The 26,869-nt window shown below is 28.4% G+C and carries 24 protein-coding genes and 1 tRNA gene; 5 read left to right on the top strand and 20 right to left on the bottom strand.

What is annotated here, in order from left to right:
* The 4 genes from BUA19_RS06700 to spoIIAA all read right to left on the bottom strand — a co-directional run.
* A partial coding sequence (locus tag BUA19_RS06700) for a helix-turn-helix domain-containing protein (RefSeq protein WP_178137463.1) occupies window positions 1–219 on the bottom strand: 219 nt, incomplete at its 3' end.
* A 242-nt stretch (window positions 220–461) separates the two neighbouring features.
* A complete protein-coding gene (sigF, locus tag BUA19_RS06690) occupies window positions 462–1,226 on the bottom strand; it encodes an RNA polymerase sporulation sigma factor SigF (protein ID WP_072724967.1) in 765 nt (254 codons plus the stop codon).
* 11 nt (window positions 1,227–1,237) lie between these two features.
* A complete protein-coding gene (gene spoIIAB, locus BUA19_RS06685; protein WP_072724966.1) occupies window positions 1,238–1,672 on the bottom strand; it encodes an anti-sigma F factor in 435 nt (144 codons plus the stop codon).
* 16 nt (window positions 1,673–1,688) lie between these two features.
* Entirely contained in the window at window positions 1,689–2,024 is a 336-nt protein-coding gene (spoIIAA, locus tag BUA19_RS06680) for an anti-sigma F factor antagonist (RefSeq protein WP_072724964.1), read from the bottom strand.
* A 434-nt stretch (window positions 2,025–2,458) separates the two neighbouring features.
* On the opposite strand from spoIIAA, the gene BUA19_RS06675 reads away from it, so the two are divergent.
* On the top strand, window positions 2,459–3,688 hold the full coding sequence (locus BUA19_RS06675; protein ID WP_072724962.1) for an LL-diaminopimelate aminotransferase: 1,230 nt from the start codon (window positions 2,459–2,461) through the stop codon (window positions 3,686–3,688).
* Between the two features lie 33 nt (window positions 3,689–3,721).
* Here the strand turns inward: BUA19_RS06675 and BUA19_RS06670 are convergent, their stop codons facing one another.
* Window positions 3,722–5,302, bottom strand: coding sequence for a DEAD/DEAH box helicase (locus tag BUA19_RS06670; RefSeq protein WP_072724960.1), 1,581 nt, complete (start codon window positions 5,300–5,302; stop codon window positions 3,722–3,724).
* Window positions 5,303–5,537: 235 nt separating this feature from the next.
* On the opposite strand from BUA19_RS06670, the gene pflB reads away from it, so the two are divergent.
* Both pflB and pflA read left to right on the top strand, forming a co-directional pair.
* Window positions 5,538–7,769 carry a formate C-acetyltransferase gene (gene pflB / locus BUA19_RS06665; RefSeq protein ID WP_072724958.1) on the top strand — a complete coding sequence of 744 codons (2,232 nt, stop codon included), beginning with the start codon at window positions 5,538–5,540 and terminating at the stop codon, window positions 7,767–7,769.
* 65 nt (window positions 7,770–7,834) lie between these two features.
* Entirely contained in the window at window positions 7,835–8,581 is a 747-nt protein-coding gene (gene pflA / locus BUA19_RS06660; RefSeq protein WP_072724956.1) for a pyruvate formate-lyase-activating protein, read from the top strand.
* Between the two features lie 86 nt (window positions 8,582–8,667).
* On the opposite strand, the gene thiI is transcribed toward pflA, so the two are convergent.
* Both thiI and BUA19_RS06650 read right to left on the bottom strand, forming a co-directional pair.
* Window positions 8,668–9,843 carry a tRNA uracil 4-sulfurtransferase ThiI gene (gene thiI / locus BUA19_RS06655; RefSeq protein ID WP_072724954.1) on the bottom strand — a complete coding sequence of 392 codons (1,176 nt, stop codon included), beginning with the start codon at window positions 9,841–9,843 and terminating at the stop codon, window positions 8,668–8,670.
* A gap of 5 nt (window positions 9,844–9,848) precedes the next feature.
* Window positions 9,849–11,000 (bottom strand): cysteine desulfurase family protein, encoded by a 1,152-nt coding sequence (locus BUA19_RS06650; protein WP_072724952.1) that lies wholly within the window; start codon window positions 10,998–11,000, stop codon window positions 9,849–9,851.
* A gap of 412 nt (window positions 11,001–11,412) precedes the next feature.
* On the opposite strand from BUA19_RS06650, the gene BUA19_RS06645 reads away from it, so the two are divergent.
* Complete coding sequence (locus BUA19_RS06645) at window positions 11,413–12,402, top strand: asparaginase (RefSeq protein WP_072724949.1); 990 nt, start codon at window positions 11,413–11,415, stop codon at window positions 12,400–12,402.
* A 26-nt stretch (window positions 12,403–12,428) separates the two neighbouring features.
* Here the strand turns inward: BUA19_RS06645 and BUA19_RS06640 are convergent, their stop codons facing one another.
* Window positions 12,429–14,315 carry an ATP-dependent helicase gene (locus BUA19_RS06640; RefSeq protein ID WP_072724947.1) on the bottom strand — a complete coding sequence of 629 codons (1,887 nt, stop codon included), beginning with the start codon at window positions 14,313–14,315 and terminating at the stop codon, window positions 12,429–12,431.
* 94 nt (window positions 14,316–14,409) lie between these two features.
* Here BUA19_RS06640 and BUA19_RS06635 point away from each other — a divergent pair, with 94 nt between their 5' ends.
* On the top strand, window positions 14,410–15,315 hold the full coding sequence (locus tag BUA19_RS06635; RefSeq protein ID WP_072724945.1) for a ribonuclease H-like domain-containing protein: 906 nt from the start codon (window positions 14,410–14,412) through the stop codon (window positions 15,313–15,315).
* 48 nt (window positions 15,316–15,363) lie between these two features.
* Here the strand turns inward: BUA19_RS06635 and BUA19_RS06630 are convergent, their stop codons facing one another.
* From BUA19_RS06630 to acsB, 12 genes are all read right to left on the bottom strand, one after another.
* On the bottom strand, window positions 15,364–16,410 hold the full coding sequence (locus BUA19_RS06630) for a GGDEF domain-containing protein (protein ID WP_072724942.1): 1,047 nt from the start codon (window positions 16,408–16,410) through the stop codon (window positions 15,364–15,366).
* A 102-nt stretch (window positions 16,411–16,512) separates the two neighbouring features.
* Window positions 16,513–16,603, bottom strand: a tRNA-Ser gene (locus BUA19_RS06625).
* A 111-nt stretch (window positions 16,604–16,714) separates the two neighbouring features.
* Complete coding sequence (locus BUA19_RS06620; protein ID WP_072724940.1) at window positions 16,715–16,999, bottom strand: hypothetical protein; 285 nt, start codon at window positions 16,997–16,999, stop codon at window positions 16,715–16,717.
* Between the two features lie 10 nt (window positions 17,000–17,009).
* The gene (locus tag BUA19_RS06615) at window positions 17,010–17,426 is read right to left on the bottom strand and encodes a DUF3842 family protein (protein ID WP_072724939.1); all 417 of its coding nucleotides are present in this window, start codon (window positions 17,424–17,426) and stop codon (window positions 17,010–17,012) included.
* A 24-nt stretch (window positions 17,427–17,450) separates the two neighbouring features.
* On the bottom strand, window positions 17,451–17,639 hold the full coding sequence (locus tag BUA19_RS06610) for a CooT family nickel-binding protein (protein WP_072724937.1): 189 nt from the start codon (window positions 17,637–17,639) through the stop codon (window positions 17,451–17,453).
* Window positions 17,640–17,792: 153 nt separating this feature from the next.
* On the bottom strand, window positions 17,793–19,526 hold the full coding sequence (locus tag BUA19_RS06605) for a family 14 glycosylhydrolase (RefSeq protein WP_178137462.1): 1,734 nt from the start codon (window positions 19,524–19,526) through the stop codon (window positions 17,793–17,795).
* A gap of 76 nt (window positions 19,527–19,602) precedes the next feature.
* A complete protein-coding gene (locus BUA19_RS06600) occupies window positions 19,603–20,418 on the bottom strand; it encodes a lipoate--protein ligase family protein (RefSeq protein WP_072724935.1) in 816 nt (271 codons plus the stop codon).
* Window positions 20,419–20,534: 116 nt separating this feature from the next.
* A complete protein-coding gene (locus BUA19_RS06595) occupies window positions 20,535–21,491 on the bottom strand; it encodes a radical SAM protein (protein ID WP_072724934.1) in 957 nt (318 codons plus the stop codon).
* On the bottom strand, window positions 21,488–22,354 hold the full coding sequence (locus BUA19_RS06590) for a radical SAM protein (protein WP_072724932.1): 867 nt from the start codon (window positions 22,352–22,354) through the stop codon (window positions 21,488–21,490). The genes BUA19_RS06595 and BUA19_RS06590 overlap by 4 nt, the downstream gene beginning before the upstream one ends.
* A 1-nt stretch (window position 22,355) precedes the next feature.
* Window positions 22,356–24,287, bottom strand: coding sequence for a corrinoid activation/regeneration protein AcsV (gene acsV, locus BUA19_RS06585; RefSeq protein ID WP_072724930.1), 1,932 nt, complete (start codon window positions 24,285–24,287; stop codon window positions 22,356–22,358).
* Window positions 24,288–24,339: 52 nt separating this feature from the next.
* The gene (gene gcvH / locus BUA19_RS06580; RefSeq protein WP_072724928.1) at window positions 24,340–24,714 is read right to left on the bottom strand and encodes a glycine cleavage system protein GcvH; all 375 of its coding nucleotides are present in this window, start codon (window positions 24,712–24,714) and stop codon (window positions 24,340–24,342) included.
* A gap of 20 nt (window positions 24,715–24,734) precedes the next feature.
* Window positions 24,735–26,864: an acetyl-CoA decarbonylase/synthase complex subunit alpha/beta gene (gene acsB, locus BUA19_RS06575; protein ID WP_072724926.1), complete on the bottom strand. Its 2,130-nt coding sequence runs from the start codon at window positions 26,862–26,864 to the stop codon at window positions 24,735–24,737.
* Window positions 26,865–26,869 lie beyond the last annotated feature (5 nt).

The following is a 26,869-nucleotide window of genomic DNA, read 5'->3' as shown; positions in this document are numbered from 1 at the left end:
TTGCTTACGAAGTAACTTAATTTGATTTCGCTGTTCTGACATTTTCATGTTTTTATTGTAACAAGTATAATATTCTTTTCTTTGAGCTAAATAAGTATTATAAAGGAGTTTACATAAAAAGCTATCTCTTTCTATATCTGCTATTTGTTCTTTTGTAGGATATATTTGAATTTTTTTGCATAATATAATACTATTTTCATTTTTCTTCTTGAACCCCATTTTCTAGAATCCCCTTTATCTCTTTTTTTAGTTTTTTCTGTTTATAACTTCTACTACCATAAAGCTTAGCATAAAAAACATGAACTATTATCATTAAATCTAATGTATAAAATAGTCAATAGATTCTTATATGTTTTTTCAGATTTTATTTAGCTGTTAAAAGCACCTTTTTATATTTTTATTATTTACAAAAAAAAATAAAAATATCCCAATATCATTATTTAACAATATTGGGATATTCTTTAACTTATCATATTCTTCAACTTATTTAAAACCTTCTTTTCTATACGTGAAACTTGTACTTGAGAAATTCCAAGCATTTTTCCTATTTCAGTTTGCGTCTTATCTTCAAAATATCTAAGCATGATAATTTGTCTTTCTCTTTTTTCTAATTTATTTAACACTTGTTTTAAAAGTAAATTATCTATAATTTTTTCATCATCTATAGTTTTATCTTGACTTATTTTATCTATTAAATAAATAGGAGAACCTTCATCTTCATGTATTACTCCATATAAATATTCAACTGAAGAACTCGATTCTAAAGCCATGACAATATCCTCTTTACAAACTCCTAAAGATTTTGAAATTTCTTCAATGGTAGGTTCTCTTCCCAATTTTTTAGATAATTTTTCAGTTTCTATTTTTACTTTAGTTGCCAATTGTTTTAAAGATCTAGAAACCTTAATCATTCCATCATCTCTTAAATATCTTTTTATTTCCCCTAATATCATAGGAACTGCATATGTAGAAAATTTAACATTAAATTCATCATTAAACTTATATATAGCCTTAATAAGTCCAATTGAACCTAATTGAAATAAATCATCTCTCTCATAACCTATATTCATAAACTTGTTTACAACACTTCTTACAAGTCCTAAATTACTTTCTATTAATTTATTTTTTGCTTCATTATCTCCATTCTGAGCTTTTTTAATAAGTCTAAGTGTTTCTTCATGGCTAAGCAAATCTTTTTTTTCTTCTTTAAAGGCAGGCATTGACATATTTATTACCTCTAATATTCTCTTTTAGATTTAATTCTTTTTTTCATAACTATTTTAGTTCCTTCACCTAAAATCGAAGAAACTTCCATTTCATCCATAAATGTCTCCATAACAGTAAATCCCATGCCTGATCTCTCAAGTTCAGGTTTTGATGTATAAAGTGGTTGCTTAGCCATTTCTATATTTTCTATTCCCTTTCCATTATCCTCTACTACTATTTTTATAATATCTCCTTCTATTTCGCATTTTAAATATACAAGCTTAGTTTCATCCTCATCATATCCGTGAATTATAGAATTTGTAACAGCTTCTGATACAGCAGTTTTTATATCTGCAATTTCATCTATAGTAGGATCTAATTGAGATGCAAAAGAAGCAACTACAACTCTAGCAAAAGCTTCATTCTCAGATTTAGCTAAAAAACTAACTTCCATATAATTCTTCATTCTATAAATCCCCCCCTTATAAAGAAGCTTTCGCTTCTTCATAGTTATTATAAACCCCTATTATTTTGTTCATCCCAGATAAATCAAATATTCTTTTTACATGTTTATTCAAATTTATTGCTACTACCTTTCCTCCTGTTTTCGATACTTTTCTATATCTCCCTATAACTACACCTACCCCAGAAGAATCCATAAAATTTATATCTTTAAAATCAAAAATTACATTTTTAATGGAATTTTGCTCAATAGCAATGTCAATTTCTTCTCTTACATCTTCAGCTATATGATGATCTAATTCACCATGCAACTTAACTATTAAATTTCTATGATCTATTTTATAGCCTATGTTCAATACTATCCCCCCCTATATAAATACTTTTAACTTATTATAAAATCCTAAATCCATAAAAAAGAAATATATAAAGATAAGTGAATGACTCTGATAACTTTTGTAAAAAAACTTACTGAGATGTAATGAAAAATCTGTTAAAAACCTTCAATGTTTGAACGAAGTGAGTTTTGAAGGTTTAAGATTTTTCATTATATAAAGTTTAGTTTTTTCAAAAGTTATCTGAAATGAACGTTCTTTTATATTTCTTTTTTAAAAATTTTTTAATTCAATGAGTTTTGCAATTATCTAAAATACTTTTAGATAACTTCTATAAAATATTACTTTTTTCCTTCATAAAAATTTAACTATTTTTGTAGAATAATAAAGTATCAAAATTCTTCAATAACTAATAAAATAATTTAAAGATTTGATTTTACATCTAAGGGGGAGATTCGATGGACTTTTTCGATAACAAAATTGCTAATCGTTTAAATGGAGTAAATTTTTTTAAAAAATCTAAAACATATAAATTTGAAAAAATAAAAAAAGAAAAAGAAAAAATAAAAAAATCATATCCAAACATACCTATAATAGATTTAGGAGTCGGAGAACCTGATATTCCAGCTCACATTGAAATATGTAAAACACTCTGTAGCGAATGCACAAAACCTGAAAATAGATTATACGCTGATAACGGTATACCAGAATTTCAAGAAGCCGCTGCAAATTTTTTAAAAAAATTATATAATATAAAAAATTTAGATCCATATAAAAATATTATGCACGGCATTGGATCTAAATCTATTTTAGCTATGCTTCCCTTGTGTTTTATAAATCCTGGAGACATCACTCTCGCCACTGTTCCAGGATATCCTATACTGTCTAATTATACAAAGTTTTTAGGAGGAGATGTTTATAACATTCCATTGTATAAAGAAAATAATTTTTATCCAGATTTTTCTAAAATCCCAAAAGATATATTAAAAAAAACAAAATTACTATATATAAATTATCCCAATAATCCAACAGGGCAAATAGCTACAAGAGAATTTTATGAAAAAGTTGTAGATTTCGCTTATAAAAATAATATATTAGTTGTATCCGATGCTGCATACAGTGCTATTGTGTTTGATAATAATCATTTGAGCTTTTTATCTGTAGACGGTGCCATGGATGTAGGTGTTGAAATTCATTCTTTATCTAAATCATACAATATGACCGGATGGAGACTTGCTTTTATTGTAGGGAACGAAAAAATAATAAAAGTATATTCTAATATAAAAGGTTATACTGATTCTGGTCAATTTAGAGCTATACAAAAAGCAGGTGTATATGCTTTAAACCACCCTGAAATTATAAAAGAAAACTGCTTAAGATATTCAAGAAGATTTGATTTATTAATAAAAGCTTTAAAAGAAATTGGGTTTGATGCCAAAAAACCAAAAGGAACTTTTTATACTTATGTCCCTATACCTAAAGGAACAAAATCTGGTTATAAATTCAAAAATGCAGAAGATGCTTCAAATTTCATACTTAAAAACGCCCTAGTTTCAACTATACCTTGGGATGATGCTGGGTCTTTTCTTAGAATCTCTGTAACATTTGAAGCTAAAGATTATGAAGAAGAGAAAAAAATTATTAATGAATTAAAAAACAGATTAAAAAGATTAAAACTCGTATTTTAAATAGAAAAAGGGTATCTATAAGACACCCTTTTTCTATTTTTTATTGGCAGGTTCTATATTTATTTTTTTACCCTTTATCTTAATATTTTTCATAATTTCAAGTACATCTTTAGCATATTCCCTTGGAACTTCAACAAAAGTATATCTATCATAAATATCTATCGTTCCAATTAATTTTCCCGAAATTCCAGTTTCTCCAGCAATAGCTCCAACTATATCTTTCGCTTTAACTTTATGTCTTCTTCCTATATTGATAAATAACCTTACCATTCCCTCTTCTGCACCAGTATTTTCAAAGATTTCTTCTCTTATTTCTTCTTTAATCTGATCACCCATTGACATTTTAAGCAATGCTGCAGCTATATCTAAAGAAGTATAATCTTCTTCAATCAACTTTTCAATAAACTTAACTTGCTTTGTTAAATGACCTTCTTCTATAACACTCTTTACTTTTTCTAAAAATAAATTAGTTTTTATTTCTTCAACATCACTAAGAGAAGGTATTTCATGTCTATTTATTTTTGTCTTAGTGTATTTTTTTATATCTCTTAATTTATACATTTCCTTGCCTGAAACAAAAGAAAATGCTTTGCCTTTTCTTCCAGCACGCCCTGTTCTACCTATTCTATGAACATAATACTCATCATCTTGTGGAAAATCATAATTAAACACACACTCTACATCATCTACATCAATACCTCTTGCAGCTACATCTGTTGCAACTAATATTTCAATCGTTCCATTTCTAAATTTACTCATAACATTATCTCTTTGTGCTTGTTTTAAATCTCCATGAAGAGCATCAGCAAAATATCCTCTTGCTTGAAGGTCTCCTACTAATTCATCGACTTTCTTCTTAGTATTACAAAATATCACAGATAATTTCGGATTATATATATCTATCAGTCTAGTCAAAACTTCAAGTTTATTTTTTTCTCTTGTTTCAATATAAAATTGTTCTATATTTGGAACAGTTAATTCTCTATGAACAACTTTTACAATTTCAGGATTTTTTTGATACTTTTTAGTAAGATCTAATATCGCTTTAGGCATAGTAGCTGAAAAGAAGATAGTCTGTCTATTTTCTGGAACCTTTTGTAAAATTTCTTCTATATCATCTCTAAATCCCATATCAAGCATTTCATCTGCTTCATCCAATACGACCATTTTTACATTGCCCATTTTTAACGTTTTACGGTTTATATGATCTATAACTCTACCTGGAGTACCTATAACTATCTGAACCCCTTTTTTTAATGCTTTGATTTGACGATCAATAGGTTGACCTCCATACACTGGTAAAGTCTTTATATCATGTTTATATTTTGCAAGTTTTCTTATTTCTCCAGCTACTTGAATAGCAAGTTCTCTTGTAGGACACAAAACTAATACTTGTAAGCTTTTATCTTGCGAATTCACTATATCTAATATAGGCATACCAAAAGCTGCTGTTTTTCCTGTACCTGTTTGAGCCTGCCCAATTATATCTCTTCCTTGTAATATATACGGTATTGCTTTAGCTTGAATAGGTGATGGTTGTTCAAAACCCATATCAGCTATAGCTTTTTTTATTTCCTCTGATAAATTTAATTCTTCAAACGTAAAATTATTCATATTTATATCCTCTTTCCTTTCATCTTCTTATCATTTGCTCATCTTTACAATTATATATATATTATTGACATTATGCAATAATTATTTTCATATAATACGTCAAATCACTTCAAAAATATATAAATATTAATTTTTTGTAACATTTAGCATATTGTATACAAAATTCTTCAAAATTATGTTATTATATATTCGTAAGATATATTGTAGATGATTTAACAAAAGGAGTGATTTTGCAATGACAAAAGCATGGGAAAACTTCAAAGAAGGTAAATGGTGTAAAGAAATCGATGTAAGAGACTTTATACAACTTAACTACACTCCATACGAAGGAGATTATTCTTTCTTAACTGGAGCTACTGAAAAAACTAAAAAATTATGGGATAAAGTTTCAGATTTAATGAAAGAAGAAGTGGAAAAAGGCGGAACTCTTGATGTCGACACTAAAACAGTTTCAACTATAACTTCTCACAAAGCTGGTTATATAGATAAAGATTTAGAAGTAATAGTTGGACTTCAAACAGATGCTCCACTTAAAAGAGCTGTAATGCCTTTTGGTGGAATAAGAATGGTTGAAAATTCATGTAAAGCTTATGGATATGAACTTGATCCATCTATTAAAGAAGCTTTTACTAAATATAGAAAAACTCACAATGACGGAGTATTTGATGTTTACACTCCAGAAATGAGAGCTGCTAGAAGTGCTGGTATAATAACTGGTCTTCCAGATGCTTATGGTAGAGGTAGAATAATAGGAGATTACAGAAGAGTTGCTCTTTACGGTATAGATAGATTAATAGAAGATAAAGAAGAACAAAAAAATTCTTTAAATGTTCTTACAATGGATGAAGAAACTATAAGATTAAGAGAAGAAATATCTGAACAAATAAAATCATTAAAAGAATTAAAAGAAATGGCTGCAGAATATGGTTTTGATATATCTAAACCTGCTACTAATGCTAAAGAAGCTGTTCAATGGACTTACTTTGGTTACCTTGCAGCAGTTAAAGAGCAAAATGGAGCTGCTATGAGCTTAGGTAGAGTATCTACTTTCCTTGATATATACTTTGAAAGAGATATCAAAAATGGAGTTTTAACAGAAGAAGAAGCTCAAGAAATAATGGACCACTTTGTTATGAAACTTAGAATGGTTAGATTTTTAAGAACTCCTGAATACAATGAATTATTCTCTGGAGATCCAACTTGGGTAACTGAATCAATTGGTGGTATGGGTGTTGACGGAAGAACACTTGTTACTAAAACTTCATACAGAATACTAAATACATTATACACTTTAGGACCTGCTCCAGAACCAAACTTAACTGTACTTTGGTCTAAAGATCTTCCAGAAAACTTTAAAAAATTCTGTGCTAAAGTTTCTATAGATACAAGTTCTATCCAATATGAAAATGATGACTTAATGAGACCATATTGGGGAGACGATTACGGAATTGCTTGTTGTGTTTCTGCAATGAGAATAGGAAAACAAATGCAATTCTTTGGAGCTAGATGTAACCTTGCAAAAGCTCTTCTTTATGCTATAAATGGCGGTAAAGATGAGAAAAAAGGAATTCAAGTTGGACCAAAATTTGAACCTATAACTTCTGAATATCTTGATTATGATGAAGTTATGAAAAAATTCGATATGTTCTTAGATTGGCTTGCTAATTTATATGTAAATGCATTAAATATAATTCACTATATGCATGATAAATACTGCTATGAAAAAGTAGAAATGGCTCTACATGATAGAGATGTATTCAGAACTATGGCTTGTGGTATAGCTGGACTTTCTGTATGTGCTGACTCTTTATCAGCTATAAAATATGCAAAAGTTAAAGTTATTAGAGATGAAAATGGTATGGCTGTTGATTTCGAAACTGAAGGAGATTTCCCTAAATTCGGAAACAACGATGATAGAGTTGATTCAATAGCTGCTGATTTAGTAAAAAGATTTATGGATAAAATAAGAAAGAATAAAACTTACAGAAATGCTTTACCTACTCAATCAATATTAACTATAACTTCAAACGTAGTTTATGGTAAGAAAACTGGTAATACTCCTGATGGAAGAAAAGCTGGAGAACCATTTGCACCAGGTGCAAACCCAATGCACGGAAGAGATACTAAAGGTTGCTTAGCTTCTATATCTTCTGTTGCTAAACTTCCATACGAACATTCTCAAGATGGTATTTCTTATACATTTACTGTAGTTCCTGGAGCTATCGGTAAAACTGAAGAAGAAAGAATTAATAACTTAGCATACTTACTTGATGGATATTTCGTTCAATCTGGACATCATATAAATGTCAACGTATTTGATAGAGAAACATTACTTGATGCCATGGAACACCCAGAAAAATATCCACAACTTACAATACGTGTATCTGGATATGCTGTTAACTTTATAAAATTAACAAAAGAACAACAACTAGATGTTATAAACAGAACTTTCCACGGAAAAATGTAATTTAATACAGCCGAGAGAAATATTATCTCTCGGCTAAAAGTTTATCAATTAGGCGGTGATTTTTTATGTCAATTAAAGGTAAAATTCATTCTATAGAAACTTTTGGGACTGTAGATGGTCCAGGAATAAGATATATAATATTTACTCAAGGTTGCCCTTTAAGATGTAAATATTGTCACAATAGAGATACTTGGTCTACTAAAGGCGGAAAAGAATACACTGTAACTGAGCTTATGGATGATATAAGAAAATACATTCCTTTTATGAAAACTTCAGGTGGAGGACTTACTGTATCAGGTGGAGAACCTACTCTTCAACCAGAATTTTTAAAAAAATTATTATTTGAAGCTAAAGCAAATGGAATCCACACCGCTATAGACACTTCAGGGTTTGTAGATATAGATGTGATAGATCCTATTTTAGATTATACAGACTTAGTTCTTTTAGATATAAAACATATAGATAAAAATGCTTTTAAAGAACTAACAGGAGTATCTAATGATAAAACATTAAATTTAGCTAAACACTTAGAAAAAAGAAATATTCCTACTTGGATAAGATACGTATTAGTTCCTGGTATCACAGATAACGAAAAAGACATAGAAAGTCTTGCAAAATTTGTTTCAAATCTTAAAAATGTCGAAAATATAGAAGTTCTCCCTTATCATTCAATGGGAGAATTTAAATGGGAAGAACTTGGGTATGAATATCCTCTTAAAGGAATTCCAGATGCAACTGATGAAGATGTTCAAAAGGCAAATAAAATATTTGAAAAATACGGATTAACAATTAAAGCAAAAAAAGCTTCATAAATTATATATAAAAAAGTCTTCATTCTAAAGATTTTATTCGTTATAAAAAATGTTGGAGAGATTAAACTTCACTCCAACATTTTTTATTAAAACATTATTTCTTTTACCTCAATATTTTCAACAGCTTCATCTATAAGTTTTTCTACATCAAGATTTTCTTCTGATTTTATTATTTTCTCAAGTTTAGGCTTTGTTACAGGATTTTTCGGCAAAAATACTGTACAACAATCTTCTTCTGGTATTATAGAAGTCTCATATGTCCCTATTTTTTTAGCAAATTCTACTATTTCACTCTTATCCATGGCAATAAGTGGTCTAAAAACAGGTATATCTACAGAAGAATTTGTAACAGTAAGTCCTTGAATGGTCTGTGATGCAACTTGACCTATACTTTCTCCAGTAACAAGTGCATTGCAACCCCTAGAAAGAGCAACTCTTTGGGCTATTCTCATCATAAACCTTCTAGAAATTATTGTCATCTCTTCTTCTTTACAATTTTTATTTATTTCCTTTTGAATAGGGAGAAGATTTACATTATGCATCTTTATTCTACCACAATATTTGGATAAAATTCTAGCAAGGTCTTCAACTTTTTCCTTTGACCTTTCACTCGTAAAAGGATAACTATGATAGTGTATTACCTCTATCTCAACTCCTCTTTTTGCAATCATCCAAGCAGCTACAGGAGAATCTATTCCTCCAGATAAAAGCACCATTGCCTTTCCATTAGTTCCAATTGGTAATCCTCCATACCCTTCTATTTTATCTACATAAACTACAGCACATTCCGCTCTCATTTCAGCTTCTACTTTCACATCAGGATTATGAACATCTACTTTTATTTTATCTCCTAAATTAGATAAAATATAGCCACCTATATCCCTACTCATCTCCATTGAATTTAATCTAAAACTTTTATCCGTCCTTTTAGATTCTACTTTAAATGTTTTTACATCTTCAAATTCTATTTTTTCTTTTACAAGTTCAAGAGCTGCTTTTTTTAATTTGTCATAATCATTTTCCAATTTTATAGCAGGAGTTAAAGCAACTATACCAAATACTTTTTTTGCTTCATCTATTATAGTTTCATAATCATAATCTTCTACATCTATATATATTCTTCCATATTGCTTATACACATTTAATTTTCCCAATTCTTTTAATGAATTTTTTATATTTTTAACAAGCTTATCTTCAAATATATATCTATTTCTCCCTTTTATTCCTATTTCACCATATCTTGCGATAACTACATTATACAAAATAATCACCTCTTATTTATTATATTTCTAAGTTCTTCAACCCTCATTTTTACTATTTTAACAACTTTTTTAATTTCATCTTCACTATTCATACAAGATAAACTAAATCTTATAGCACCTTCTATTTCTTTATCAGAAAGCCCCATTGAAAGCAATACATGACTTCCCTTTTTTTTAGATGAACAAGCAGACCCCGTTGAAACATAAATATTATCCTCTTCTAAATAATGAAGAAGTATTTCTCCTTTTATTCCCAAAAAAGATACATTTAAAATATGACAAACACCATCATCACTACTGTTTACTTTTATATCATCTACATTATTTTTTATTTCTTTTAACAATAACTCTCTTAAATTTTTAATATTTTCTATATTACTTTTTATATTAGTCATTGTAATCCTTATAGCTTCACCAAGTCCCAAAATTCCAGGAACATTTTCAGTTCCAGACCTAAATGAACTTTCTTGTCCACCACCAGTTAAAATAGGTTTTATTTTAGTGTTTTCTTTTACATATAAAAATCCTATTCCCTTTGGACCATGTATTTTATGACCACTCACAGATAACAAATCAATATTATACCTAGAAGGTTTAAACTCTATTTTACCAAACGATTGAACTGCATCTACATGAAAATATACCTTCCTTTTAAGCTTAGATAAATACCTTCCTATTTTATCTACTGGCTGAATACTTCCTACTTCATTATTTACATGCATTATACTTACAAGTATTGTATCTTCCCTTAAAGCTCTTTTAAACTCCTCAAAATCTATTAAACCTTTATCATCTACATCTAAATATGTAACAACATATCCTTCGCTTTCTAAATCTTTAAAAGTATTAAGTACAGAAGGATGTTCTATTTTAGTAGTTATTAAATGCTTCCCACTTCTTTTATTAGCATAAGCAATACCTCTTATAGCTGTATTATTCGACTCTGTTCCTCCCGATGTGAAAAATATCTCTTTTTCTTTTACTCCTAAAAATTTAGCAATTTCATTTCTAACATTTTTTATTTCTCTTTCGACAATTACCCCTTTTCGATGAATTGACGAAGGATTTCCATATTCCTCTGTTAAAGCGTAAATCATTTTATCGACAACTTCTCTATACGATTTAGTAGTTGCACTATTATCCAAATATATTTCCATTCACATCACCTTCTATAAAATTCTCAAAACCAAATAATATATTATATTATTTGATTTTCATTGTAAAGTTAATACTTATTTTTTATTATAATATATTTTAACCGTAAAAAAATTTTTAAATAACAAAAAATATACAACTTATCAACACATTTAAACAAAACTCTATGATTATCTATAAAATTTTAAAATTTTTTTCAAAAACCTATTGAAAAATATGTCGTATTTTGTTAAACTATATTCAGTGGTTATCCCCCTGGTAACCTCAATAAAATCTCTATTCCCAATACCCCTTTTGAACGGATTTTTCACATCCATGGATGTGGCCTGCCAATATGGCAGGATTTTTTTTTTCTCAAATTTAAGTAATAATGTTATAATATAATTATTATATTTATTAAAGAGGAGGTATAATATGAATAAAAAAAAGGTTGCTATAATTTTTACTGGGGGAACCATATCTATGACTGTAGATCCTAGAATCGGTGCTGCTATTCCTTCCCTTTCTGGAGAACAAATAATGTCTATGGTTACAAACATAGATACAATCGCAGATATTGAAGTTGTAAATTTTGCAGAAATTCCCGGCCCTCATATGACTCCCCAAAAAATGATGGAACTAAAAAATTTAGTAAATGACATTATCAATAAAGATGATATATCTGGTGTTGTCATAACTCACGGCACTGATACTTTAGAAGAAACTGCATATTTTCTAGATTTAACTCTCTATACTCAAAAACCTGTAGTTGTAGTTGGAGCAATGAGAAACAGTTCAGAACTTGGTTATGATGGTCCAAGCAATCTAGCAGCGGCTGTTTGTACTGTAATATCAGATAAAGCACAAAATAAAGGTGTTTTAGTCGTTATGAATAACGAAGTAAACTTAGCATCAGAAGTTACAAAAACAAATACATTAAGTCTTGATACTTTTAAATCTTTAACATATGGCCCTTTAGGAATAATAGATAATAATGTATTAATACTTCACAGAGATATAATAAGAAGACAACATATACATACTCATAAAATAGAAGAAAATGTCGATTTAATTAAAGTTGGAGTTGGAATGAATTCTAAATTTATAAAATTCTCAATAGACTCAGGTGCCAAAGGCATTGTTATAGAAGCCATGGGAAGAGGTAATATTCCCCCTACTATGCTTGATGGAATAAAATATGCTAAAGAAAAAAATGTTCCTATTGTCATAGTATCTAGATGTCACTCTGGAAGAGTTTTAGACACCTATGGATATGAAGGTGCTGGTAGAAATTTAATAGATCTCGGATGTATATTAGGAGGAGATCTCCCTGGACAAAAAGCTCGAATCAAATTAATGTTAGCTCTCGGAAAAACTAACGATATTAATGAAATAAAAAAAATATTTGAAGAAGGTATATATTAAAAATAGAGAGGAATTCCTCTCTATTTTTAATATATACTCGAATACAATTCTTTTTTTATTGGTTCATTAATTTCTTCTACAAATCTTGATATACATGCCTTTTTTCCATATTTATTTTTAGGACTTAAAATATACAATTTATCCATAGCTCTAGTCATAGCAACATAAAAAAGTCTTCTTTCTTCTTCTACGTATTCATCTTTTTCAAGTGATTTATCATGAGGAATTACACCTTCTATCGCTCCTACTATAAATACATTTTTAAATTCAAGCCCTTTAGCCGAGTGAATTGTAGTAAAAGTTACTCTATCTTTGCAATTTTCACTTTTTTGTTTTGAAATTTCTTCTTTTACATTCTCTATATGAGTTAAATAATCACATATATTGCTGAAATTAGAAGCTGAACCCTCAATTTCACTTAATACTTCAAATAATCCTGTAATTTTGATTTTTCTCTTTTCACAGTACTCAATTAAGTACCTATCATATTCACAACTTGTCCTTATATATGATATAGCATCTTTTGCAGACATGGTTTTTATATAATTAAGATCACTCTCTAATTCTTCTATAGTGTTTATTTGCCATGGCTTCAAACCGCATTTCATTTTAATATTGTCTAAAAAGTTTCCATCTGTCATGGCCATTTTTATACTTTCCTTTGAAATATACCTAAAAGGCTTATTTATTATCCTAAAAAATTCTTCTTTTAAAGTATTATCAATAGATACTTTCAAATAAGATATTATATCTTTTACAACCCAATGATCATAAATACTAACTACAGTATCTCTAATCATAAAAGGTATATTCATATCCATAAAAACATCTATCAAAGCACGTGATTGTATATTCGTTCTATAAATAACAGCAAAATCGGAATATTGCAAATTAAATTTGCTAATATTTTCAAGTATTAGATTGCCTATTTTTTTTGCTTCTTCTTCAGAATCATCAGGATTTATAATTACTATATCCTCTCCATATCCCTTTACTCCCTTTATATTTTTAATATATCTTTTTTTATTGTTGCTAATTAATTTACATGATTTTTTTATTATATTAATAGTAGATCTATAGTTTATATCTAATACTATAATTTTAACAGATGAAAAATACTTTTCAAATTCTAATAAAAAATCAGGTCTAGCCCCCCTAAAGCCATAAATACTTTGATCCTCATCTCCTACTACAAATATATTTTCAAACGGCTTTGATATTAGCTTTAAAACTTCAAATTGAACTTTATTTATATCTTGAAACTCATCTATCAAAATATATTTATATCTTCTCCTAATTATATTTAGTATATTTTCATTTTCTCTTAAAAGATTATAAGTATTAATAAGCATATCATCAAAATCTATCTTCTTCATATCATCTTTATAATTTTCATACATAATATATACTTTCAAAAATTCATCTTTTGATATTATACTCGATTCAAAATCATATATATTCATAAGCTCGTTTTTTAAAAAAGATATTTCATTTATTACTCCATTTATAATTTCTTCTTCCTCTCCATTTTCTATATTCATACTCTTTAATATATTCTTGATAATATATTTTTTCTCTTTTTCATCTAATATATTTTCCAATTTATATCCTCTAAAACTTCTCAATATCTTAAAAAACACAGAATGAAATGTTCCAAAACTAACCTTATTTATCCCTTCTATTGAAGATAACTTTACACTTTTATCCCTCATTTCTATACTAGAAGCTCTTGTAAAACTTATAGCTAATATATTTTCAGGATTTACATTTAAATTTTCAATCAAATTAATTATCCTATAACTTATCACTCTCGTCTTTCCCGACCCAGGTCCTGCTAATACCATACATGGTCCTTTAAAATGATTTACTGCTGCTTTTTGATTTTCACTTAAATTATTATAATTTAATCTCATAAAATATCACCTAAACAATATAATACCACAATAACTTATGATATTATTATTATAGTCAAAATATATAAACATAAAACTAATTCGAGGTGATGATATGGATATAATAACTCATAAACTCAATGAAATAATAAATATTCCAAATAATCATTGCGTATTTGACATAGAAACTACAGGCCTTAGCCCCAAGTACAATAAAGTAATATTAATCGGAATTCTATACATAAAAAATAATCAAACTATAATCCAACAATTCTTCGCTCATAATACCGATGAAGAAAAAGAAATTCTATTTTATTTTAAAGAAATATTTAAAAACTTCAAAAACCATATAACATTCAATGGTCATAGATTTGATATTCCATTTTTAAATCAGAGATTTGAAAAAAACAATTTAAATTTTTTTATAGATAAAAATAAAAATATTGATATATTAAAAATAGTAAAACCTTACAAACAAAAATTAGGACTTGAAAACTGTAAACTCAAAACAGTTGAAAAATTAATAGGAATTGAAAGAAAAGACACAATAAGTGGAAAAGAAAGTATTGATCTCTATAAAAAATTCGAATTAAACAAAGATGAAAATTTAAAGAAAAAAATACTACTTCACAATTATGAAGATATTTATTATTTGGGAAAATTATTTAAAATCAAAGACATAATTGATACCAATGAAAAATTTATTGAAATAAATTTTTTAGATAATACTTATAAATTAAAATTATCCAGCTATAAATTTATCAAAAATAATTTTAACTTAGAATATAAAACAAATTACATTATCCCCATAAATATCGAAATATACAAAGACAATTACAGCATAATAGGAAGCAAACAAACAATTAATATAATACTACACACAATGAAAGGAATAGATAAATCAGGAAACAACATAATTTATTTTGAACACGATAAAATCATACCTTTAAAAATAGGACAACTTTTAATCGAAGAAAATATAAAATCACTAGGAGAATATCTACTCAAAAAAAACATTTAACATAAACATCCCTATATCTTAATTTAAAATTAAGATATAGGGCAATCTTTATCTATATTTATTATAACCTATATGTATTGTATTTTTTTCTCCTCTTTTTTTACCTTTTATCAATGCCATATCTGCAACAGTAAATATATTTTTCATTTCAGTTACAGTCTCAGAATAAGAGGCCACTCCTATTGTTACAGTAATATTAATACCAATTTTCTTAATAAGTTCAATACCCGGAACACTTTTCCTAAAATTTTCTAATATTTTTATCGCTTCATTTAAAGGTTTAAATAATATAATTATAAATTCATCTCCTCCATACCTTATAACTTCTCCATTATATCGTTTTACTATATTCATCGCCAATTTTCCAATTTCAACTAAAATTTCATCTCCTCTTTCATGTCCTAAAATATCGTTTACTTTTTTGAAATTATCTAAATCAAAAACAGCAAGAGTATAATCTCTTTGATTAGTATTCATATTTAACATTAGTTTTTCAAAATAATTTCTATTATAACAATTCGTCAAAGCATCTTTATTAGTTATCTCATTAATTTTTTCAAAAAGTTTAGAATTAATAACAACTATACTTATTTGAATAGCTAATATATTAAAAAAATCTATAGTTGTTTTGGTAAAAAAATTCTTATTTTTATGTTCTGCTACAATAAAACCCAACTTATTATTGGTTCTAAAATCTTCTAAAGGAGCTATTAATATAGATTTATTATTAATATCTAAAAGTGATGTTTCTTTAAATTTTAATAAACACTCTGGTAATTTTCTACATTCATTAACTTCATATCTATTGCTATTATAGACACTCCTTGAATAAGTTACATATTCATCTTTATCATCTTTTTTTATCCATACAGCACAAGTATCTACCCCTAATATTCCCATAAGTACATCAGTAGTATTTCTCATCAAATTTTCAAACGAATCTAAAGTACCAAACACTTTAATAAGCTGACTCAAAAGCCACTTTATGCCCCTGCATTCTTGAAGTTCTTTATTTATAGTTATATTTTTAACTTTTAAATCTTCATTTTGTAACTTAAGCTTTTTATATTCATTAATATCTATATTACTCAACATATTACTCCCCCTGATTTACAAATATATATAATACTTATAATTATATATTATATTTTACAAAATACAAAAAAACAACTTACAAAATGTAAGTTGTTTTTTCACTGGCGGAGAAGGAGGGATTTGAACCCTCGCGCCCTGTAAAAGACCTACTCCCTTAGCAGGGGAGCCTCTTCAGCCACTTGAGTACTTCTCCACGTATTACTTTACCTCGCTGACAAAAATAATAATACCACATTAACTATCATAAGTCAATATTTTTTATACTTGAAATACTAACTAAAAATTAGTATTTCAAGTATTTTAACTACATATGTTTTTTAGCTTCAATCAGCATATCATTGGCTTTTTGCATATATTCTATTGCCTTTTCTATGTAAGATGAAACTTCCTCTTTTCCCATTTCTTTAGATTTTTCAACCCATTCCCTAAAACTTTCTTCATGCGACTGATTGTGATTAACCCAATGTACAAGAAGTACTCTTAAAGTTTTCTCATCCTTGCTTTCACCAGAAGCGCCATGGCTATCATGATGATAATGATCATTTTTAATATAATGATCATGATGAAATCTAAATTCAAACTTATTCATAATTTTCCCCCTATTTTATATTAAACTCTTTTTTTATAAGCTTGACTGCATCTTTTATTAAAAGCATTAAAGGCTTATTTTCAAGTCCTACTAATTCAAAGTTTTCAGGCATTAACGGAAGAAGTATTTTCATCCCCTCTGCATCACACACAGCTTCACTTATTTTAGTAGTTACTTCTCCCATCATAGAATTAGGCATTATTATAGATATAGGTCCTATTATAACATTTGCCTTTTTACAAGAAACACATATTGCATTTTCTCCTGTAGCTCCTTTATTTGCATGACTTTTCATCATAGCTGAAGTAGCTATTGAATTAGTCCCTAGTGCATATATTTCTATATAAGAAGGAAGCTCATCTCTTAAATTTGATACAATTTGAGAGCCTATTCCTCCTCCCATCCCATCTATTACTGCTATAATCATATCTTATCCCCCAAATATTTTAATTTATTTTTCTTGTATTATTATTTTATGATCTATAAGTCTAATTTCTTTAACCTCTCCATCTACTATTTTCTGGTCTCCTAAAAGATCAGATAAATACACTTTTCCATCTTCTGGTTTCATATACACTACATTATCCATTATTTTTTCAAGCCCATCTTCTCTAATCAAATAAGCTGTTGACTCACACATAAAAATCCCTCCTTATAAATAAGCAAAAAGACTTCCCTAAAGCTCTTTCAAGAGCCCTAAAGAAATCCTCATGATTTAAACTTTTAATATTTAATTCCAATTCTAGTATATCATGCAAAAATATTCATGGTCAATATAGTATATAAACAAACTCTATCTTTTTTCATTCCAATCTGTTACATACTCCCCTACCTCACTATTTACATTGTACATTCTATTATCCTCGATATTTTCCCATTCCAATCCATTTTTTGACTTTTTTATAAACTTAAATTCTATATTACTTCCCTTTTCAAATCCATCTACAGTTACAGTCCACGAAGGATATTTATATGCAAATAATTTTACTGCTTTATTCGGATCCCAATTTCCAAGTTGCGAATGATTTCCAACTACATATATTTCTTCTCCAAAAATTGTATGTGCATTATTAACTCTAAATGTAATGCTTACCTTATTATTTACATTTAACTTCTTACTGTTTATTAATTCATGATAATATTTATTTGAATCTCCATATACAGCATCATTCATTCTTAAAATTGTAATACCTTTATAATGATAATTATCTAATGCATCTTTTATATTATCCCAAAATTGTTTATCATCATTTCCTGCATTCAAAGCATTTTCTCCTTTAATTTCTACTCCATTATTGCTTGCAGCGTTACCTACCCATCTAACTAATGTTTTAGCTGCCGATGTATATTCTCCTCCACTTCCATTATTCATTTCTAAACATGTAAAATGAAGCACTACTTTTCCATTAAAATCTTTTATCATATGCATAATCGGATTATATCCATATCCATTTTGTTCGCTAAAATCAGTATTAATAATTCCTGCATTAATTTCTGCTGTTCTAGGATAATTTCCATTGTTTATCTGCCAATGAATACCTGGAATTTTAATTCCCAACTGAACATTTGATAATTCATCATCAAAAGCTTTTAAAGCATAAGTAATCATATTTCTTCCATGATTAACTAATCTTTTATTATACCATTCAATAAAATCTTTTCCATATGATGAATTTAAATATGCTTTTCCTTCTCCATAAAAGAAATTACCTCCATCCATAGGTGGTGTTATTTCCTTTGTATTATTTAAATTCAATCCCCAAGCTTTATTTACTCCTTGTAAATTTTTATACTTTTCCAATATATATTTTCTAAAATCTTCTTGTGCCAAATCAGAATAACATTGCAAATATCCTTTATTAGGAAATCCACTATAAAAATTATTATTATCATGAGCATTATAAGAAGGATAACGAAGTTCTCCTGCTGGTCCGCAACTTATATTAATTTCTATAAAATCGTCTTTATACTCCTTAAAATGTTCTTCAAAAGCATTCATAAAATCTATGTATTCATTACTTACTAAATCATCTACCCACAATGATAAATATTCAGCACTTGTATTTCCTAATTCACTTTTGTATTTTAAATCATCATAGTTAAGAGTTTTCTTCATATATTTTTTTCCATTATATTTATCCCATATCCAATTTGGCAAATATGAATTGTAACTATCTCCTACATTCCCTCCACATTGATGAAAAGACATAATAGGAACAATCTTAAGTCCTGCTTCCTTTATTTTTTTAAATACCTGATCATAGTAGTCCCAATTAAATTGATTATCATTTTTTTCAACATCTCCCCACCAAACATCAACACTTACTGCATCTACTCCTATATCTTTTGCCATGGCTAATTCATACTCAAACTTACTCCAATCATCAACATGAAGTGGCGCCATCACATTAAACGTAAAATCATTTTCCTGCGTATAAGAATACAAACTACTTTTACTTGATAATACAACAAAACTCAAAATCATCAAAAAGATAGTAATTTTACTAATAACTTTTTTCCTGTCCATAAAACATCTCCTTTTCATATTATTTTATTTCATATTTTAGCATCTGCGCAAACGTTTGCATAGATACTAAAATACATTACCTCTTCTTATTCCATTCATCACTTGAATACTTTTTATAAAGCTCATTTGCAATACTTATCTCATATTCAGTAAGATTACATTCATAAAACTCCACTTTAAAATGTTCTTTTAAAGCTTTAACTATATTTTCTTGTAATATATTAATATCTATTTTAATTTTTGTTTCATTTTCTATCCCACTAGCTTTATTTGCTGTAAACCTTATAAGTCTTTCTTTTTGTTTCTCATCACGTATCTTTATAACTGAAAATAACTTATTCACATCAAAATTTAATATTATAGATCCATGTTGAAGAATTATACCATCCTTTCTAGTCTGAGCACTCCCTATAACTTTTTTATTATTAATAGTCACTTCATAAGCTGAATGAGCATTAAAACAAGCTGATGATAAATTCTCTCTCCCTATTCTCTCTCCTCTTGACAATTCATCTGTTTTTACTCCACACAAACTTAATCCCTTACAAAGTCCTTCACTTATAAATTTATACGACTTAATTATTCCTCCATCCATTAAAGGATGATTTTCTCTAACTACTATACTATATGTAAGTTCATCATCGTGAAGAACAGCTCTTCCTCCTGTAGTTCTTCTGACATAATCTATATTAAGCTCTTTACACTTATCTAAATCTATTTCTTTTTCTAATTTTTGAAAATACCCAATACTAATACACGCTGGTTTCCATGTATAAAATCTAAGAGTTGGTTCTACCTTTCCTTCCCTATGAGCTATCATTATAGCTTCATCTATTGCCATATTCATATAAGCATTATATGTAGTATTCTTTATAATTCTCCATTTTTCCATATTATCCCCCATTTAATGTCATTTATTTTATATTTAACATTATAACATGTCGAGGAAAACATTTTCAAGTCAAACATTTTGCAAAAAAATATCGGAATTATATTAACTTCCGATCATTAATACTCCTTTAATTCCATATTAAGCTCTAATATAGCATTACTACATTCTTCTCTGTTTAAACTTCTAGAATAATTATATATTGTTCCTCCTGGTCTTTCATTATAATAAGGTCTATTACAATATTTACACCCAGATATTTTAAATGGCATTCCCATTTTTATTTCTTCATAAATACTTATATCTATAGGTGATATATAAGTTAAATATCCATTTTCAAACTTAAATTTATCTTTTGTATATCCTTTTTTAATTAAATAAGTCATAAGTTGAACCCTCCTGTAACTTTCTATAGAAGGAGGCTCATGTTTTTCAAGCTTTGTACCTCTTACAGGAGTAAAAGCAAATAAACTAACAGTTACATTATTTTTTATTAAATCTTCGTATAATATAAATATATCTTCATGAGTTTCACCTAGCCCTACTATAATATGTGTAGTTATTTTATCTGTATACTTATTTCCCATATCTTTTATAAATTTTATTTTCTGTTCAAAATCATCTCCCTTTACTTTTTCATATACTTCTTTATTAGCACCATCTATTGCTATACCAATTTTATTTACACCAATATCAAATAATTTTTTTAAATTTTCTTCATTTTCAATTTTCGCAGAAACTGATATTGGTATATTTAAATTTAATTTTATGTATTTTATAAAATCTATAGTTTCCTTTAACGACTCATTACTCCCCATAACTTGAAGACAAATTCTCTTTATGTTGTTTTTTTTGTAATTTAAAAGTGCATTAAGTATCTCTTTTTTTTCAAACTCTGGCCATAATACTCTAGAAAGCTTATCTTTTCTCGAAGTACTTTCTATAGATTGTGAGCAAAATGCACATTTATTGTTACATTTATTTCCTATCATAAAATAAGCTGTAGTTGGAGCTATAGCTAATTTTCCATTTAAAATGTTAAGCTCCATGGCAGTTCCACAAGATACTCTAATCATAACACACAGCACTCCTCTAATATTTGTATATCATATCTAAGTCTTTCAGCTTTACCAATAGCTTCTTTAGATGGCAAAACTATGTTATTGACACCAGAATAAATAGCCATCTCATCTAAAATTTTTCTATATCTACCCCTTGGTCTCATACACCCTAGATTTATTGGAATATTTGGAAATTTTATTCTCGCTTCACAAATTATATCTATAACATCTTCTATTTTAGGAGGATTTATACTTTCATAATCAGTTCCCTTAGTAGGAATAAGTACTATAAAAGTTATTCCCCTAGGATTTTCTTTTTCTAAAAATTTTAATACTTCATATTCTCCTTTTATTTTTCCTCTATAAAGTCCTATACAGATGTGAGGAATTACCTTTACATATTTTTTTAATATCTTATATGTATTTATATAATCTTCTTTAGTCTTATCTATTTTATAAACTTCTTTTATAGTATCATTATCCAAAACTAAATCAAAAGAAACAACATCTAAATACTTAGATATATTTTTTATATTTTCTTCACTCATAAGGCCTAAATGAGCATTTAATCTATATCCCTGTTGTTTTAAAGTTCTAATCTCTTCTACATATCTAATTATTGGAACATCTCCTTTAAAAGAACATCCTCCACTTATAAGAAAACTCTTTATTTCTCTTTTTCTTATTTTTTCACATAAATTATCTATACAAGTCATATTCTTTAAATAATGACCATTACAATGAGCACATTTTAAACTACATTCATTTCCAGTCGTAGTTACTGCAAGTGTCTTATGTGGATAAGAAAAATTAATTTTATTGCCAAAATTATATTCTTTAATTTTTAATGCTTTCTCCATTTTCTCTTTTAATTTCATATTAAACCTCCAGTATTTTTTTTACTGTAGGAAAATTCTCTATATTAGTATGAGGTAAAAAACAAGCAGATACAAATTCATCCATATAGCTAGGATAAACACTTAATTCAACATAAGTCATAGCATTGCTACACTCTTCTAATTTATATCGAGCATCTTCACTCATTAAAGTTAAGTAACATCCCATAAGTGAACTATTTCCTACATACGAAAACTTGTTTCTATCTATATCTGGCAAAAGTCCAATAATTATTGATTTTTCAATATCCAAACTATTTCCTATACCTCCTGCAATATAAACCTTATCTATTACACTAAAATCCATTCCTAAACTTTCAATTAACGTAGATGCTCCAGAATAAACAGCTCCTTTAGCTCTTATAAAACTATCAATATCTACTTCAGTTATAGTTATATCTTTCTCTAAATCATAATCTTCTTTAAAAGCTATTACATATTCTCCTATTCCATGTTCATCAAATCTAATCCTTCTAGAATTTATATTTTTATTTATCTTTCCTCTTCTATCTATAATTCCTATTATCATCATTTCAGCTATCAAATCTATAATTCCAGAACCACATATTCCTTCTGGCTTAGTATCCCCTATTATTTTTAAATTCGGTTTAAATGTATCTCTATCTATCTTTACTTTTTCTATTGCTCCACTTGCAGCTCTCATTCCACAGCTTATTTCTCCACCTTCAAATGCAGGCCCAGCTGAACAAGCACAAGTCATCAAATAATCTTTGTTTCCAAATACTATTTCACCATTAGTACCCAAATCTATAAAAAGAACATTTTCATCAGATGCCCAAATTCCAGATGCTAAAACGCCTGCTGTAATATCTCCCCCAACATAACTTGCAACAGATGGAACTATATATAAAAATGTTTCAGGATTTATATCAAGTTCAAGTTCTGATGCTTTTATAAATGGTGCTTTTAAAAAAGTTGGTATATATGGTTCAAGTCTTAAATAATCTGGATAAACTCCAAGTAACAAATGAGACATTGTAGTATTTCCTGCACATACAAAAGCTATTATTTCATTCTTATCAACACCCGAATCTTTACACATTTTATTAAGAAGAGGATTTATAGTTTCATGTATTATTGCACGATTTAATTGATCAAGTCCATCCTTCTTTGTTGAATATATTATTCTATTTATAACATCAGCTCCATACTTTATTTGAGCATTCCCAGAAGAAGCTTTAGCAATAAGTTCTCCCTTATAAAGATCTACTAAACACGCTGCTACTGATGTAGTTCCTATATCTAATGCTACACCATAAAGCCTATTAGTAGTATCTCCTTCTTCCATATTTACTATAGTAGTTCTATCATTACCTCTTGGTATATGAGTTATAGTTACCTTAAAATTACTTTGTCTTAATATATGTGGTATTTTTCTAAGCATTTGAAGTCTACAAAATACTTTTGTATACCCTAAATAATTTCTTAAATGTCTTTTTATTCTATCCCAATCCGATATATTATCATCAAGATTTGGAATATCTATCTCTATGTAGTCTTTTCTAACATACGATTTAAGTTTCATATTATTATCTATTAACAGTTTTTTAGTTCTTTGAAATATTTGTTTGTCTCTCTCAGTCGATAAATCTTCTATTTTCATTTTATCCATTGACGATGATAATTTTGAAGGAACCTCAATTTCTATATCTTCTATAACCTTAGAATTACAAGCTAAAATATATCCTTCATTCCATTCTTCATCTTTTATATGATAAGTTTTTTTAGTATCTACTTTACCTTTTATTAATTTAACTTTACATTTTCCACAAGATACATTGCCATTACAAGGTGCATCTATAAAAACATCAGCTTTTCTAGCAACTTCTAATAAATTATCCCCATAATCACAATTAATTTCTATATTTTCCGGAATAAATTTTACCCTTATCAATATATATCCCTCCAAAAAATATTTCCCCAGGAAAAAACTGGGGAAATTGATTTTATGCTAAAGCAGTTTCATAATTTGATGAATCCATTAGTTCATCTAATTCACTCTTATCAGCTATTTTAATTTTTACAATCCATGCATCATATGCATTTTCATTTATATACTCAGGTTCATCATCTAATTTTTCATTTATTTCAACTACTTCTCCAGTTATAGGAGCTACTAAATCAGAAGCTACCTTTGAAGATTCAACTACTCCAAATTCTTCCCCTTTTGACAACTCATCTCCTATTTCTGGCATTTCAACAAATAATATTTCACCCAATTGCTCTTGAGCATAATCTGTTATTCCAATATATGCTTCATCATCTTCTACTTTAACCCAAATATGATTTTTAGCGTATTTTAAATCTGATGGATAATTCACTATATTCCCCCCTTTTAAAATTACATAACTGGTTCAAGTTCTAATGCTGGATGTCCTTTTTCTTCTAAAAATGCCAATACTCCTTCAGAATCTGTTGATATAGTTTCATCACAAATCATATCTGTAAAGTTTTCTATTCCATATAGCTCTTTTGCTGTAGCATCTAATTTTTCTCTTACATAATCTTTTAATTCTTTTGGCATCCAAACTATTCTTCTAGTTCCATCTTCAGCAGCAATAAACTTTTTCGAAGAAATAAATTGTCTACCATGGCCCATAAATCCTGGAGTTTGAACTCCTCCACCAGTCATTGAAGCAAGTTCTCCAAATGTCATTCCAAGTGGAGTGATTCCACCATATTCTCTATTTACTATTACAAAACCATTTGCTTCAGGCATTATTCCACAAATACATTCAAAACATCCACAGGAAGTCATCGGGTCTTCCATTATACTGTAAAGTGTTACTCTTTCTACTGCCCCCTGAGATATTTGAGCGACAGTTTCATTTACTGCACGCCAAATACCTTTAACTTCATCTTCTACTCCTTCTTTTGGTACAGGTTGACATGGTCCTGTTGGATCTAATTCTTTAGTTGCTTTAGCATCGAGCCAACTTACAGCACCACAAAGCCCAAGTCTTTCTGGCGTTACTATACATACATGTGCTGGAGCAAATGATTGACAAAGATTACAAGAATAAAAAGTATCTACACTTTCATCAGTTAAAGCTGCCAATCTTTCATCTCTTGCGTTATATCTTGGCGTAGCATATTTAACTCTTAATTCTGATACTTTTTCAGGATCAGTAATTATAGTTACTTGACATTTATCTACAACTGAATCAAATTCATCCATCATCTTAGCATATAACACTTCACCTATATGATTTAATCTAAATCCTTTTTCATAAGCTTCTTTACCTATTCTTATCCAAGTAATATCTCTTTGACCAACATGCATTACTCCTTCTATATAATTCATGAAATAGTGAATACGTCTTTCAAGAACTGGTTCAAAATCTTCTTGCATGTTCTTTCCAGCCACTTCGACTAACACTGCAAGCGGAAGTCTTCCTGGAACTTCTGTTATTGTATCAATGTCCGGTCCTATAATTTCAATCTTATGATCTTCTACTTCAGAAATCTCCCTCTTCATTACTAATTCCCAAGATTCAGTTTTTCCTCCACCAAATTCTACAAACATATCGCCTTTTCTTATTCTTTCACCTTCAAACGCTGCAGCAAAAGCAACCGGTATAGGAATTTCAGTTATTTTTATTTTTATTCCTCTAGCTTCTAAAGAAGTTGCTACAAATTTATCATAATCTTTCTGAGTTAATAATCTAGTTGGAACTTCAAAGACATCTTGATCAGTTATAACTGGAAATCCAAGTGCTATAGCACCTGCTCCTGCTGATACTACGAGTTCACTTAAAGGACCAAATGCATTTACAAATGCAGGTACCCTATTAAGCGTATAATCTAATAACCCTTCAAGATCACCAGGCTCTAATGCCCCAAATATAAGTGCTGCCCTTACAGCGACAGATACAACATGAATTACTGCTGTAACATCATATCCTAAAGGAATTACCCTCAAATCAAGTCCCATCTTAACATCAGCTTCTATTGCTTGATCTATTACCTTTCCTACAAGAAAAGTTAATAGACCTTTAGATTGATAATCTTTTATTATTTTAGCTGCTATTTCAGAATCTGGGCATTCTCCAAGGACAACAGCAACCCCTGGAATATCTCCAGTAACTAATGGTACTCCAAGAGAACGAATAACAGAGTCTGTTATATGCCCTGCACAAGGTTCAGAATATGGAGTATCTATAGTTGCATATTTAATAGCTTCTATCACTTCTGATGCAACAGCTGTTCCAAGTCCTGCATTTAACGCATTTTCTAGATTTTCTTTTTCTTCTCCTATTAAACTTTTAACTACCTCTAAGGCTCCTTCTAAATCTCCTAAAGTATTCATCTTTTGTCCCGTAGCTGCATATATAATTGGAAGTGAATATGCAGTATCAGGAAATGCCACTTTATGATCTCTACCTTTTTCTTCTATAACTTTATTTAAAAACTCTTTAGCTGCTTGCAATGCTTGATTAGAACCCGTAAATATAGTTTTAAATAAACTCATCTCAA

This window comes from Tepidibacter thalassicus DSM 15285, from assembly GCF_900129915.1.
Lineage (GTDB): Bacteria > Bacillota > Clostridia > Peptostreptococcales > Peptostreptococcaceae > Tepidibacter > Tepidibacter thalassicus.
The sequence above is the reverse complement of the archived record's forward strand: the minus strand, read 5'-3'. Positions and strand labels throughout refer to the sequence as shown.

What these genes read in the sequence shown, in the direction of transcription:
- BUA19_RS06670 (WP_072724960.1), bottom strand. Translation starts at nt 5,302, where the DNA reads ATGAATAATTTTACGTTTGAAGAATTAAATTTATCAGAGGAAATAAAA.
- BUA19_RS06640 (WP_072724947.1), bottom strand. Translation starts at nt 14,315, where the DNA reads ATGAGATTAAATTATAATAATTTAAGTGAAAATCAAAAAGCAGCAGTA.
- BUA19_RS06595 (WP_072724934.1), bottom strand. Translation starts at nt 21,491, where the DNA reads ATGATTAGAGTATCTTGTGGAACTGCCATGGAGCTTAACATTTTAAAT.
- BUA19_RS06620 (WP_072724940.1), bottom strand. Translation starts at nt 16,999, where the DNA reads ATGAATAAGTTTGAATTTAGATTTCATCATGATCATTATATTAAAAAT.
- BUA19_RS06615 (WP_072724939.1), bottom strand. Translation starts at nt 17,426, where the DNA reads ATGATTATAGCAGTAATAGATGGGATGGGAGGAGGAATAGGCTCTCAA.
- BUA19_RS06605 (WP_178137462.1), bottom strand. Translation starts at nt 19,526, where the DNA reads ATGGACAGGAAAAAAGTTATTAGTAAAATTACTATCTTTTTGATGATT.
- acsB (WP_072724926.1), bottom strand. Translation starts at nt 26,864, where the DNA reads ATGAGTTTATTTAAAACTATATTTACGGGTTCTAATCAAGCATTGCAA.
- BUA19_RS06610 (WP_072724937.1), bottom strand. Translation starts at nt 17,639, where the DNA reads ATGTGTGAGTCAACAGCTTATTTGATTAGAGAAGATGGGCTTGAAAAA.
- spoIIAB (WP_072724966.1), bottom strand. Translation starts at nt 1,672, where the DNA reads ATGAAGAATTATATGGAAGTTAGTTTTTTAGCTAAATCTGAGAATGAA.
- pflB (WP_072724958.1), top strand. Translation starts at nt 5,538, where the DNA reads ATGACAAAAGCATGGGAAAACTTCAAAGAAGGTAAATGGTGTAAAGAA.
- BUA19_RS06645 (WP_072724949.1), top strand. Translation starts at nt 11,413, where the DNA reads ATGAATAAAAAAAAGGTTGCTATAATTTTTACTGGGGGAACCATATCT.
- BUA19_RS06650 (WP_072724952.1), bottom strand. Translation starts at nt 11,000, where the DNA reads ATGGAAATATATTTGGATAATAGTGCAACTACTAAATCGTATAGAGAA.
- BUA19_RS06600 (WP_072724935.1), bottom strand. Translation starts at nt 20,418, where the DNA reads ATGGAAAAATGGAGAATTATAAAGAATACTACATATAATGCTTATATG.
- pflA (WP_072724956.1), top strand. Translation starts at nt 7,835, where the DNA reads ATGTCAATTAAAGGTAAAATTCATTCTATAGAAACTTTTGGGACTGTA.
- BUA19_RS06630 (WP_072724942.1), bottom strand. Translation starts at nt 16,410, where the DNA reads ATGTTGAGTAATATAGATATTAATGAATATAAAAAGCTTAAGTTACAA.
- sigF (WP_072724967.1), bottom strand. Translation starts at nt 1,226, where the DNA reads ATGTCAATGCCTGCCTTTAAAGAAGAAAAAAAAGATTTGCTTAGCCAT.
- BUA19_RS06675 (WP_072724962.1), top strand. Translation starts at nt 2,459, where the DNA reads ATGGACTTTTTCGATAACAAAATTGCTAATCGTTTAAATGGAGTAAAT.
- BUA19_RS06590 (WP_072724932.1), bottom strand. Translation starts at nt 22,354, where the DNA reads ATGAAATTAAAAGAGAAAATGGAGAAAGCATTAAAAATTAAAGAATAT.
- BUA19_RS06635 (WP_072724945.1), top strand. Translation starts at nt 14,410, where the DNA reads ATGGATATAATAACTCATAAACTCAATGAAATAATAAATATTCCAAAT.